Below are 12,491 nucleotides of genomic sequence, written 5' to 3'. Positions count from 1 at the left end.
TCACGGCCGCGTCGACCGTGACCACCAGCGCCTTGTAGCCCGCCGCCTCGGCGCGCCGCACCAGGTCCAGGGTCACCTCGCGCGAGGGCTGGAAATAGAGCTGGAACCAGCGGTCGACGACCGCGCCCCGCGCCACGTCCTCCAGCGGGACCGACGACAGGGTGGACAGCGCCATGCCCGCCCCGACCGCGTCGGCGGCCCGCGCCGTCTCCAGCTCGCCGCCGGGATGGAACAGGCCCTGGAAGGCCACCGGCGCCAGCCAGATCGGGTGGGCCCAGTCGCGTCCGGCCAGGCGGCAGGCCGTCGAGCCGGCGGTCAGGTCGCGCAGCACGCGCGGCACGATGGTGACGGCGTCCAGCGCGTCGAGATTGGCCTGCACGGCGCGATCGCGCCCGCCGCCGCCCGCCAGATGGGCGAACACCGAGGGCTCCAACGCCGCGCGCGCCAGGGCTTCATAGTCCCGCGCGCTGTAGATGTCGGCGGGAAGAGCGCCGCTCACGGCCATGCGAACTGCCTCGTAAAACGAACGAAGGGGCCGAACCCGAAGGCTCGGCCCCGTTCCTTACCCGCTATGCCCCCCTCTTTTGAAGGCTGGAGCATAGAAGGCAAGGGGATCAGAAGTCGTAGTTCAGGGTGAAGCGAACGGCGCGAGCGTCGCCCTGGTAGAGGAAGAACCCGCCGCGATAGACGGCCAGGTAGTAGTCCTTGTCGCCGACGTTGGTGACGTTCACGCGGGCTTCCAGCTTGGGATTGAAGCGGTAGGCGCCGAACAGATCGACCACGGTGTAGGCCGGAGTCACCTGGCTGTAGGCGCCGGCCGCGTTGACCGGGGCGGCGGTGTCGGGCTGGCCGCCGTAGCGCTTGCCTTCGTACTTCACCACGCCGCCCAGCGAGAACCTGTCGGTGAACTGGTATTTGGCCTGCGCGACGCCCGAGGTGTTGGCGAAGTTGGCGAGCGCGCGGCCGAAGTTGGTCGCGGTGGCCGACTTGGTCACTTCGCTGTCCATGAACGTCGCGCCGACCTGCACGGTCAGCTTGTCGGTCACGGCGCCGGTGACGCCGAACTCCAGGCCCTCGACGCGGTTGGCGCCGCTGTTGAACGTGCCGACCGTTCCATAGCCTTCGCCTTCCATGACGTCGGACTTGTCGACGCGGAACGCCGACGCGGTCACCAGCAGCTTTTCCTGCAGGAGGTTCAGCTTCAGGCCGAGCTCATAGCTGTCCGAGCGCTCGGGCTTCGCCGCGGCGATCGAGCCGTTCAGGATGATGGCGCCGCCGTAGCCGCTGTTGGTGCCGACGTCCGACTCGCCGCCGTTGATGTCGGCCGCCGAGGCGTAGGTGGCGTAGACGATCGCCGCGTCATTGAGCTTGAAGGTGGCGCCCAGGTGACCGTTCCACAGGTGGTCGGAATAGGAATAGGGCGTCGTGACCAGGGTGTTGGTGTTCTGGATGCCCAGGTCGAAGTCGAACTTGTCGTAGCGCAGGCCCGCGAACACGGTCAGGCGATCGGTGATGTCGACGGTGTCCATGACCGAGGCCGAGACGGTCTTGACCTGCCAGTCCTGGTCCATCGGACCCCGCACGATGGTGCGCTTGAGCAGGTTGTTGCCGCCGGCCACCAGCTTGCCGTCCTTGCCGGTCAGGCAGTAGTTGTTCAGCACCGTCCCGGCGCCGGTGATGCAGTTGAACGCGCCGGTGCGGGTTCCGCGATAGATGCCGTTCTTCACCTTGTTGTCGGTGTATTCGGCGCTGAAGATGAACTCGTTCTTCTTGCCGAACAGCTCGGTGTTGACGAACAGGTTTTCCTGGGTGGCGAAGTAGCGGACGTCCTGCCAGCCCTGGTGGTCGGTCAGGGTGGTGGTCGAATAGACGCCGCCCGGGTTGTTGGTCCCGGTCGTGCCGGCGTGGCCGCCGCTGATATAGTAGCCGTTGTCCGACGCGCCGTAGCGGGTCAGGCTCGTGAGGCGGACATTGTCGTTGAACCTGTACTTCAGGCGCGCGGTGAAGGTGTCGACGTCCGACTTCAGGAAGTCTTCCTTCTGGACGTAGGCCGGCGGGATCGGCGAGGCGGGCTTGCCGGCCACCAGGTAGCTGCCGACGTCCGGATTGTCCTCGGCGCGCAGGCCGTAGTAGTCGAGCGTCGCCTCGAAGGCGTCGGTCGGCGTGAAGAAAGCCGAGACGGCCGCGCCCTTGCGCTCGCGGTCGGCCGGGCCACGATCCGGCACTTCCTCGTAGGCGTAGAGGCCGTTGGCGCGAATCGCGAAGGTGTCGCCGAACGCCTTGTTGACGTCGGCGCTGACGCGGACGTGGTCGTCGGTGCCGACGGCGGCCTGGACGTTGGCGAAGTTCAGGAACGGGGTCGCCTGCTTGGTGATGGCGTTGACCGCGCCGCCCGACGAGCCGCGGCCGGCGAACGACGAGTTCGGGCCCTTGGTGATCTCGATCTGCTCGACCGCGAAGCTTTCGCGGATGGTCATGCCCGGATCGCGCAGACCGTCGACGAAGGTGTCGCTGCGGGCGTCCTGGCCGCGGATGATGTAGCGGTCGCCGAAGGCGTTGCCGTTTTCACCGGTGCCGACCGTCACGCCCGGCTGGGCGTCGAGGATCTTGGACAGGTCCGTATAGCCGGAGTCGTCGATCGCGGCCTTGGTCACCACGGTGATCGTCTGCGGCGTCTCGGCCAGCGGACGGGTGTGACGCTCGTCGCCCGAGGTCTTGGCCTTGTAGGGCACGCCCGCTTCGGCGTTCGGGTTGGAATCGATGGCGGTGTCCTGCACCTTCACGGTGGCCAGACGCTCGGCGTCCTGCGCCAGGCCGTGGGTCGGCAGCAGCATCATGGCCGACAGGCCGACGGCCACGCCCAGGCCGGTGGACGCCGCTTGGGCCTTGGTGGCGCGCAGGCTCGCGGGCCGCAGCACCTTCCCCTTGGAAGCCGTCATTCTGTTCAATTCCCTGTACCGGCTTCGCCCGACGCCTTCGTCCCGAAGCGGGGCCGTCTATATTGCGAGCTAGTCGCATTTTCAACAAATTTGCGACTGCTTCGCAATTTTAGTCGCAAGGCGCAGATCGGCGGCCACACCGAGACGCCGTCGACGGCCTCGGGAACCGCCCCGGAAACCGGACATTTCAGGTCGGGCGCCGCGGCCGATCGGACGTCGGACCGAAAGAACGTCACAAAGGGTGGTTAGCGATCTACCCTCCACGTGATATGACCCCCGCCCCCTCGTGCGAGCGACCCGCTGGGCGAGGTTTTTACTAGGCGCAGGRGAAGCCCAAATGAGCAGGGTGCTGGTTATCGGCGCTGGCGGCGTGGGCTCGGTCGCGATCCACAAGATGGCGATGAGCAAGGACGTTTTCACGCACATCACGCTGGCGAGCCGGACGAAGTCCAAGTGCGACGCCATCGCGCAGTCCGTGAAGCAGCGCTTCGGCGTGACGATCGACACGGCCGCGCTGGACGCCGACGACGTCGCGGCGACCACCGCGCTGATCCGGGCGGTGAAGCCCGGCCTAGTGGTCAACCTGGCCCTGCCCTACCAGGACCTGGCGATCATGGACGCCTGTCTGGCGGCCGGCGTGAACTATCTCGACACGGCCAATTACGAGCCGCGTGACGAGGCAAAGTTCGAATACAGCTGGCAGTGGGCCTACCAGGACCGCTTCAAGGACGCCGGCCTGATGGCGCTGCTGGGCAGCGGCTTCGACCCGGGCGTGACCTCGGTGTTCGCCACCTACGTCAAGAAGCACCTGCTGGACCGGATCGACACGCTCGACATCCTGGACTGCAACGGCGGCGAGACGGGCCTGCCTTTCGCCACCAATTTCAATCCCGAGATCAACCTGCGCGAAGTGACCGCCCCGTCGCGGCACTGGGAGAACGGCCAGTGGGTCGAAGGCCCGGCGCTGAGCCACAAGCAGGTCTTCGATTTCGATCAGGTCGGCCCCAAGAACATGTACCTCATGTACCATGAGGAGCTGGAGTCCCTSGCCAAGTTCTACCCGGAGATTCAGCGCATCCGCTTCTGGATGACCTTCGGCGATTCGTACCTCAAGCACCTGGAAGTGCTCGAAAACATCGGCATGACCCGCATCGAGCCGATGATGTTCCAGGGCCGCGAGATCATCCCGATCGAGTTCCTCAAGGCCCTGCTGCCCGAGCCGTCGTCGCTGGGCCCGATCACCAAGGGCAAGACCAACATCGGCGTCATCGCGACCGGCGTGAAGGACGGCCAGGCCAGGACGGTCTACGTCAACAACGTCTGCGACCACGAGGAAGCCTACGCCGAGACCGGAAACCAGGCCGTCAGCTACACCACGGGCGTCCCCGCCATGATCGGCGCGGCCCTGATGCTGACCGGCGCCTGGAAGGACACGGGCGTCTTCAACATGGAGCAACTGGATCCCGACCCCTTCATGGACCTGCTGAACAAGCACGGCCTGCCGTGGAAGGTTCGCGACCTGGACGCCCCGCTGGACTTCTGATGCAGACCCAGGCCGGCGATCCCGGCGCCTTCGCGCGCTTTGACCTCAACCGCGTCCCCTCGCCGGCCTTCGTGGTCGACGAGGCGGCCGTGCGACGCAACCTGGCCGTCCTTCAGGACGTCGGCCGGCGGGGCGGCGCGCGCGTCCTGCTGGCGCTGAAGGCCTTCTCCATGTGGTCGCTGGCCGATGTCGTCGGGGAGTATCTCGACGGCGTCTGCGCGTCCGGCCTGTGGGAGGCGCGGCTGGCCCGCGAGCACTATCACGGCCATCTGACCACCTATTCGCCGGCCTATCACCCCGACGACCTGCCCGAGATCCTGCGCCTGTCGGACTCGGTGATCTTCAACGCGCCCCAGCAGATCGCGCGGTTCGCGGACCTGATCGCCGCGGCCCGGGCCCAGGGCGAGACCTTCGACATCGGCCTGCGCCTGAACCCCGAGCACAGCGAGGCCGAGGTCGCCAAGTACGACCCCTGCCAGCCGGGCTCGCGTCTGGGCTTTCCGGTGTCGCAACTGCGGCCCGAGCACCTGGACGGCGTCGACGGCCTGCACCTCCACGCCCTGTGCGAACAGGGCTTCGAGCCCCTGCAGCGGATCTGGGCGTCGCTCGAGCCGAAGCTGGAAACCGCCCTGGCGTCGCTGAAGTGGGTGAACCTGGGCGGCGGCCACCACGTCACCCGCGCCGACTATCGGGTCGAGGACCTGGTCGCCTTCCTGCGCCAGGTGTCCGAGCGTCACGGCGTCGAGCTCTATCTCGAGCCCGGCGAGGCCATCGCCCTGGACGCCGGCATACTGGTCGGCGAAATCCTCGACACCTTCGACAACGGCATGCCCGTCGCCATCACCGACATTTCGGCCACCTGCCACATGCCCGACGTCATCGAGGCGCCGTACCGGCCGGCGATGCTGAACGAGCCCGCCGACGGCGTGGCCGTCCGGCTCGGCGGTCCCTCGTGCCTGGCCGGGGACATCATCGGCGACTACGTCTTCGACGCGCCGCCGTCGCCGGGCACGCGCATCGCCTTCCTGGACCAGGCCCACTATTCGATGGTCAAGACCAACACCTTCAACGGCGTGCGCCTGCCGGCGATCGCGCTGTGGAACAGCCAGACCGACGCGCTGAAACTGGTGCGGCAGTTCGACTACGCGGACTTCCGGGACCGGCTCTCCTGAGCCTCGAAGGCGTCAGCCCCCGGTCGCGTCCACGACGATAGCCACGGTCTTGCCGCGGGACAGCGGATCCCAGCCCGCCGCGATGGCGGAGGCGATGGCGTTCCTGACGATCTTCAGATCGACATGCGAGGCCTTCAGCAGCGGCGCGCCGTACCGGGGCTCGGGACCCGGCGGAAACTCGACCACGGCCTCGCGCTGGCCCTCCAGGTGACGCACGGCGATCGCCATGCCGTGCCGCACCGGGGCGTCGCTGGACCACCCGGGCTGGCGATGGAGCCGCCAGACATAGGTCTCCCCGTCGACCTCGATCTCCAACTCAGCGCTTTGTTTTGTGCGTGCCATGCAGGGTGTTAACCCGACACGCCCGCCCAGGCCAGCCCTGGGGCGGGTCCACTCAAGGCCGACCGATCAAGGCTAGCCCTTCGACCGCGCCCCGTAGGCGACAAGAAACGTCTCGACCGTGGCGTCGGCGTGTCGCTCGAGTTCAGCGCTCGAACGCGGCGTCTTGTTTCCCGTGAACATCGCTTCGTTCATCGGGATCCAAAGAAGCATTCCAAAAAAATGGCTGGCGGCCAGATACGGGTCGGGCGTTCGAAGGCGGTTTTGGCTCGTCAGCTGCTGGAAGCAGGTCGCCATCGAGGCGAGCATGCGTTCGAACCCTTTTTCATACCAGTCGCGGCCGAGCTGAGGCATTCGATCGGCATTGGCGATGATCAGGCGCCGCAGCTTCAAGCGCTCTTCATCCATCAGCGTCGTCATGAAGAGGCGGGCGACTCGTTGCAGGCCGCCCGCCATGAATTCGGCTTCGGAGAGCAACGCCGCGACGGCGTCGAAAGCGCCGGTGGCCTGGGCCGCGGAGGCTCGAATGACCTCGCCGAAGAGCGTTTCCTTGTCGGTGAAATGCTTGTAGACCGTCTGTTTGGAGACCCCGGCCTTGGTGGCGATTTCCTCCATGCTCGTGCCGTCATAGCCGCGGCTGACGAACGCCACGGTGGCGGCTTCGACGATGTCGCGCTCCTTGCGCGCCGATCGGGTCTCGCCCTCAATCTTCATATCATCCTCAAGTCGGTACTAGACGGTTCCGTTCCGTGCGTGATATGCCCGCCTTCAGTACTAGACCGACCAGTACTGTGTCTCTGGAGCGAAATTGATCAATGGCTAGAATGATTTTCGTAAATCTGCCAGTGCGCGATCTGCTGGCGGCGACCCGTTTCTATGAGGCGCTCGGCGGGGTGCTGAACCCGCAGTTCTCGAATGAGCAGGCCAGCTCGATCATGTTCTCGGACTCGATCGGCGTGATGTTGCTGACCCACGGGCAATACAGCCAGTTCACCGCGCGGCCGATCGGCGACGCTCGGCGCGAGAGTCAGGCGCTGATCGCTCTGACCGCCGAGAGCAAGGACGAGGTCAACGCCACGATCGAAAAGGGCGTGGCGGCGGGCGGCCGCGCCGATCCCAATCCAGCCCAGGACCTTGGGTTCATGTTCAACCGCCACATCGAAGATCCGGACGGCAATGTCTGGGAGCTCGTGTGGATGAACCCTTCCGCGATGCAATAGCCTTTCGGTCCGGAGAGGCCGCGTTGGGTCTTTTCGGTCATCCGGACGCCTGGCGTTCGATCAAGACGTGAGTTCGTGATGTCCATTTCCGAGGTCGATGCCTACGGCGAAAGCGCCCAAGCCTTCGCGAAACCCATCATGGCGCATCTGCGCGGTCTGATCCGCTCGGCCTGTCCGGAGGTCGTGGAAGTCATGAAGTGGGGAATTCCTCACTTCGACTACCGGGGCGAGATGATGTGCATCTTCGCCGCCTACAAGTCGCATTGCGCCTTCTCGTTCTGGAAGGACTCGCTGATGACCGATGCTCGGCTGAAAGCGAACGCCGACCTGCCGGCCGCCAAGCGCTTCATGGGCAAATTGACAAGCCTCGCCGACCTGCCTGCCGACGATCAACTGATCGCCTGGATCCAGGAGGCCATGTCGCTGAACGAGCGAGGGGTGAAGCTTGCCCCTCGCAAGCCCTCCACGGCGCCCAAGACTGTCGACGTGCCGCCGGCCTTCGCCGAACGCCTCTCGGCCCATCCGTCGATCAAGGCCATGTTCGAGAGCAAGTCGGCGTCGTTCCAGAAGGAATACAATGTCTGGATCGGCGAGGCTAAAACCGACGCGACGCGCGACAAGCGCATCGACGAAGCCCTGGCCTGGATCGCCGAAGGCCGGGGCCGGTTCTGGAAATACGCGAAAGGGTGAACCGGCTTCACATCATCAGGCGCAGGTTTGGCCGGTGCTGCTGAAAGACTCCGCAGCGCACCGTGACGCCATCGGTGACGTTCCATGCTGATCGCGGACGCCAAGACGGCGGCTTTCGACCAGGAAACCGCGTTGCTGCGAAAACGCCCGTCAACGACGTGCATTGGCGATCCCTGCCCACACCCGCTGTGGAGCCAACTTAACGCGGACCGACTAGGGCGTTGAAATCCCTCAGGAGGGCATTTTCTCCAACTTGGCGGTCCCAACTTAAGACTGGCCGCGGATATTGACCACGCCGCGGCTTCCAGGCGAAAATGTCAGATATTACAAAACGTTGCTGCACAAATAGCGCCCGCACGGCGTTGACGCTATGTTCATAGAACGTTAACGCCCCGGCCGCTGATGCCTGTGCGTGTGAGTCAGCCGCGGGCTTTTGAGCCGGGCTTCACCCAACTACCGCTGGGTCGCCAGTCGCACCCTCGGAGCTAGTGGCGACGGCCGCCTTTTCCAAAGCCTGCCTAAGGTCCTCGCCGGCGCCAGCGGGTACGAGCTTGGTCTCGCGGACACCGGTCTTGGGGTCAACGCGGTGGAAGCGGAACTCCTGGTGGCGGAGCGGGCCGGATATCAGATCCGCCATCATCACTTCGAGGTGACGGTTGTTCTCGTCGGCGAACGGCGCGATCAGGTCGACCAGCCAAACACGGTTTCCCGTGCTCCATTCCTCCAAAGTCAGCCGGTTCGCGGGATCGACCAGGCCGCCGGCCAACTTGCGCTCGCCGGCGGCGTCGGTTTTCGCCCACAAAGCCAGTCCCACGGGCCGATCGCCGTCCCGGAAGACATAGAACTGTTCGGTCAGAAGCGCGGGCATGACCAGCCATTCCAGGTCGCCGATCGCCAGCGCGCGATGCAGCGGCGATTGGGTCAGCAGCCAAGTCATCTCGCCCAACAGATGACTGACCGTTGGCGCGCGCGGAGCTTGGGTCTCTTTGGTCACGCTGTTGTCCTTTAGGTCATCGCTGAAGCGAAGTAATCGTACCGCTGCGTCGCCCCCGCGTCACTCGCGGTCAAGGCGCTGACGGCGGACGTCGAGCCAAAGCTGCTCATCGCCTGGGTCATTTGAAGCACCCGCAACCGGTCGAGGTCGGCATCCGACAGGGACATGACCTCAGCATCTTGCGCTGCCTCGTCGCTGGCCGATAACCGCGCGACGAACCCAAGGTCCGACAGTGTCTGACCGCCGGTCTTGATCGGGGTCTTCAGCGAGCTGGGATCGAACGCCAGGACAGAGTCGCCCGCCGTACCGACCGAACCGTCCACACGCTTGAACGTTGTGACGGCCAACAGCATGTTCGAGCCCAGCTTCGCCGTCCCACTCAACGCCGTGCCCCGGACGCCGATCTCGGAGATTCCCAGGTCGGACAGCGTCTTGAGCTCGCCGCCGTCGGTAACCCCGTCACGATCGGCGTCGACCCACACCTTCAATTCGCCGAACCGAGCATCGGCGAGCGTCAGCTTGCCGTCCTTGTTGGCGTCCAGAACGGCCAGGCCCTCGAAGCCGGACTTGGCGTCGGCCTTCTCGGCCAGGAACGACAGCTCATTGGCCTTGGTGATCAACCCGTCGCCGTCGCGGTCGATGACCAGCAGGCCTTCACCCTTGCCGATCCAGCCAGTGTCGTCGCGAACGCCGTCTCCATCCATGTCGAACAGGGCCTTCGACTTGCTGGCCTTCTTGAGCTCGACACCGTCGCCGTCGAGATCGAGCACGATCGGCGCCAACAGGCCGACATTGCCGTTCCGGAAGCTGAGCAGCGAAGTCACCGACACTTGGCCGGCGGTCGCGTCTAGCGCGCCATCAAATTTGCGCGGCCGCACGAACAAGGCGCCACCCGAGGTCGAGATCCAAAATTTCTTGGCCTTTCGGTCGAAGGCCAGGGCCTGGGTGGAGAGCGCCAAGYCGCCAACCGACGGACCCAACGCCGTGGGATCATAGGCCAGCCCGACATCGCTCAAAAGCCCCTGCCCGCCCGTGTCAGTGACGTATTTGCTGGTGTTGAACGTCACGCTATGGCCCGCCGTCCGCTGCTCGGCGGTCTCGCCGGTGGCCACACCGTTCAGGTCGATGCTCGAAATCCCGGCCTGAGCCAGGCTGAGCAGTTCCCCCGCGTCGGTGATGCCGTTGCTGTTGGCGTCGATCCAGGCGCCGAAGCCGACGAAGCCAGGGTCCCGCGCGTCGAGAACGCCGTCCTTGTTGTCGTCGAAGCCGGCCAGACCCTCGAGATCGGTCTTGGCGCCGGCCTTGTCGCCGATGAACGAGATCTCGGAGATGCCGTTGATCAGGCCGTCGCCGTTGCGGTCGCGCACCAGGAAGGCGTCGCCGGCGTCGGCCCACGCCGTCTTGCGCAGCCGACCGTCGCCGACCATGTCGAAAGTCGTGCTGCTCTCCGCCAGGGGCACGATTGTCTTGCCGTCACCGTCAAGGTCCAGGATGATCGGCGCGGCCAACTCGTCGTCGCTGGACGGTCCGTACGCGAAGAAGACGTCGCCGACCGTCGACTGGGCGCCGTTCGCCCAGATAAAATCGGCCGTGCCGTAGATGATGTTGTCCGAGGCGTCGGCGTCCTGGTCGCTGCGGGTCAGGGTGAGCCCGACATGGGTGACGCCCAGGTCCGACAGAGACATCAGCTCGCTCGCCTGGCTGACGCCGTCGTGGTTGGCGTCCCGCCAGACCCGGAACTCGCCGAAGCGGGTGTCGTCGGCGTCCAGGAAGTTATCGCCGTCGGTGTCGAAGGCGCGGAGTCCTTCCAGGTCCGACAACGCGCCCTCGGCGTCGCCGATGAACGAGATTTCCCCAATGTCGTCGATCGTCCCATTGCCGTTGCGATCGAGGGCCAGCAGGCCGTCGTCCGTGCCGACCCAGCCGGTCTTGTCGCGAACGCCGTCGCCGTCCATGTCGAACAGCACCGTCGAGCCGTCATAGGGCGTTAGCTCGACGCCGTCGCCGTCCAGATCGAGGACCAGGGGCGGCACGGACGCGCCACGCCGCACGAAGGTCACCAGGAACGGCGTGTGCGAGGTGTGGTTGGTCGCATCGGTGATGTTCAGGTTGAAGCTCACCCGAACCGTCGAGGTTCGGCGAACGCCATCGATCTTGGTGCCGCCCTCCCACTCGCCGCCATTACCCTCGCCCGGCGAGGTGAAACCGATCGCGCCGTTGCCGTCGATATAGACATAGGGCAAGGCGTAGGAGTCGATCTCGCTGCTGCCGCCGTAGGCCCAGATCGACTCGGTCTGCACCATGTCGCTGATCGAATAGGTGAAACCGTATTGGTGCTCCGGATCATTGGCGACGATCTGGATGATGTTGCCGCCGTTCTTGTCGCCCGTGATCCGATAGGCGGTCGGGCTGTCATAGATCACCTGGCCGTCACTGCCGTAGTAGACCTTGTAGCTCGTGAAGGTCGGGTTCTCGTCGACGTTGTTGACCTTGATATTCAGGACTCCCGTGGCCACCGCTCCGGTCGCGTTGTTATAGGCCCGGACGTTGAGATGGCTCCAGGCGAGGCTGTCGTCCGCGCCAGCGTAGTATTGACCGGCCCAATATTCGTTGCCGTATTCGTCGTAATTGTAATAATCTTGGTAGACATCGGTAAGCGCTTCGTAGTCCTTGCGAGCGATCATCCAGATCTCGCCGCTCGCGGAATCGATCTGCCAACCATCCTTGACGGTCGAGCCGTCGTCGAACGTGAAGACGATGTTGGCCCCGTTTTCCGGGTCGCTCAGCATGCTGCGGAAGTTGCCCCGCGAGATGAACGGGCCCACGGCGTCGCTCTCGTCGACATAGACGTTGAGCGTGCCCATGGCGTGCGGCTCGTCGACGTTTTGCAGATGGAGCGCGGTCGTGCCGGCGCTGGAGACCGCGTTCGCGCCACGGGCCCTGTCGGTGACGGTCGTCGTATAGGCGAAGTCGCGGACGCTCTCGTAGTCGAGCGCCTGCCAGCCGTTGACGAAGATGGCGCCGTAGTCGTCCATCACGAACCGGTTGTCGGCCGACCTGGAGACCTGCCTGTTTAGGGGGGTGTCGAAATAGACCGCGCCGCCCGTGAAGCTGTAGCGCAGCGCGCCGGCGGGGTCRTCGATGTCGCTGCCCACTGCCGAGCCCAGATACTGATAGTACCCCGGGTTCTCGGCCAGATTGAAGTGCTGCGTCCCGCCATTGAAGACCGGCGCCTCGTTCTTGTCTTCGATCAGCACGTCGAAGGTGAAGGGGGCGGACATGGCGCCGCCGGTGTCCTTCGCCGCCACCTGCAGGGTGGCGACCTTGACCTCTTTCAACTGGTTGCCGTTGGTGTCGGTCGCGCCGTAGGCGCCCTTGACCGCGCGGATCCAGTCGGCCGTCCAGTTCACACCTTCGACGATCTGGATGGTCGAACCCACCACCCGGAACCAGCCGTAGTCGTTGCCGCTCAGGATGACCAGTTGGGGCGCGACCTCGTCGGGGTCGCCCAGGGTGAACTGGGCCTGGGTCCGCAGGGCGTGGCTCTCGCTTCCCGTGGTCTCCTGGTAGAGGTTGACCACCGCGTTCGCCAGC

At 65.3% G+C, this 12,491-nt stretch carries 10 protein-coding genes; 4 read left to right on the top strand and 6 right to left on the bottom strand.

Features of this window, described 5'->3' with window-relative positions:
* Positions 1-505, bottom strand: a 505-nt coding sequence (locus AC1DZ6_RS07985) for an alpha-hydroxy-acid oxidizing protein (RefSeq protein WP_477096661.1), incomplete at its 3' end; no start/stop codon positions are given.
* 109 nt (positions 506-614) lie between these two features.
* Entirely contained in the window at positions 615-2,939 is a 2,325-nt protein-coding gene (locus tag AC1DZ6_RS07980) for a TonB-dependent receptor (protein ID WP_477096660.1), read from the bottom strand.
* 337 nt (positions 2,940-3,276) lie between these two features.
* On the opposite strand from AC1DZ6_RS07980, the gene AC1DZ6_RS07975 reads away from it, so the two are divergent.
* A complete protein-coding gene (locus AC1DZ6_RS07975; protein WP_477096659.1) occupies positions 3,277-4,482 on the top strand; it encodes a saccharopine dehydrogenase family protein in 1,206 nt (401 codons plus the stop codon).
* Positions 4,482-5,654, top strand: coding sequence for a carboxynorspermidine decarboxylase (locus AC1DZ6_RS07970; protein WP_477096658.1), 1,173 nt, complete (start codon positions 4,482-4,484; stop codon positions 5,652-5,654). Before AC1DZ6_RS07975 ends, AC1DZ6_RS07970 begins: the two co-directional genes overlap by 1 nt.
* Before the next feature lie 12 nt (positions 5,655-5,666).
* On the opposite strand, the gene AC1DZ6_RS07965 is transcribed toward AC1DZ6_RS07970, so the two are convergent.
* Both AC1DZ6_RS07965 and AC1DZ6_RS07960 read right to left on the bottom strand, forming a co-directional pair.
* Positions 5,667-5,996, bottom strand: coding sequence for a hypothetical protein (locus AC1DZ6_RS07965; RefSeq protein WP_477096657.1), 330 nt, complete (start codon positions 5,994-5,996; stop codon positions 5,667-5,669).
* Positions 5,997-6,068: 72 nt separating this feature from the next.
* Positions 6,069-6,707, bottom strand: coding sequence for a TetR/AcrR family transcriptional regulator (locus AC1DZ6_RS07960; protein ID WP_477096656.1), 639 nt, complete (start codon positions 6,705-6,707; stop codon positions 6,069-6,071).
* A 131-nt stretch (positions 6,708-6,838) separates the two neighbouring features.
* Here AC1DZ6_RS07960 and AC1DZ6_RS07955 point away from each other — a divergent pair, with 131 nt between their 5' ends.
* Positions 6,839-7,213: a VOC family protein gene (locus AC1DZ6_RS07955; protein WP_477096655.1), complete on the top strand. Its 375-nt coding sequence runs from the start codon at positions 6,839-6,841 to the stop codon at positions 7,211-7,213.
* A gap of 78 nt (positions 7,214-7,291) precedes the next feature.
* Positions 7,292-7,903 (top strand): YdeI/OmpD-associated family protein, encoded by a 612-nt coding sequence (locus AC1DZ6_RS07950; RefSeq protein ID WP_477096654.1) that lies wholly within the window; start codon positions 7,292-7,294, stop codon positions 7,901-7,903.
* Positions 7,904-8,348: 445 nt separating this feature from the next.
* Here AC1DZ6_RS07950 and AC1DZ6_RS07945 read toward each other — a convergent pair whose 3' ends face one another.
* Positions 8,349-8,897, bottom strand: coding sequence for a toxin-activating lysine-acyltransferase (locus AC1DZ6_RS07945; protein WP_477096653.1), 549 nt, complete (start codon positions 8,895-8,897; stop codon positions 8,349-8,351).
* Positions 8,898-8,908: 11 nt separating this feature from the next.
* Positions 8,909-12,491: CREC-EF hand family protein (locus tag AC1DZ6_RS07940; RefSeq protein ID WP_477096652.1), on the bottom strand; the 3,583-nt coding region annotated here is incomplete at its 5' end.

Source organism: Caulobacter sp. P1_B12_2 (genome assembly GCF_056406675.1).
This window is presented reverse-complemented; position numbering and strand designations above follow the sequence as displayed.

Bases quoted from the DNA above. Each gene is read 5' to 3' on its own strand.
- AC1DZ6_RS07980 (WP_477096660.1), bottom strand. From the start codon at position 2,939: ATGACGGCTTCCAAGGGGAAGGTGCTGCGGCCCGCGAGCCTGCGCGCC.
- AC1DZ6_RS07970 (WP_477096658.1), top strand. From the start codon at position 4,482: ATGCAGACCCAGGCCGGCGATCCCGGCGCCTTCGCGCGCTTTGACCTC.
- AC1DZ6_RS07965 (WP_477096657.1), bottom strand. From the start codon at position 5,996: ATGGCACGCACAAAACAAAGCGCTGAGTTGGAGATCGAGGTCGACGGG.
- AC1DZ6_RS07960 (WP_477096656.1), bottom strand. From the start codon at position 6,707: ATGAAGATTGAGGGCGAGACCCGATCGGCGCGCAAGGAGCGCGACATC.
- AC1DZ6_RS07950 (WP_477096654.1), top strand. From the start codon at position 7,292: ATGTCCATTTCCGAGGTCGATGCCTACGGCGAAAGCGCCCAAGCCTTC.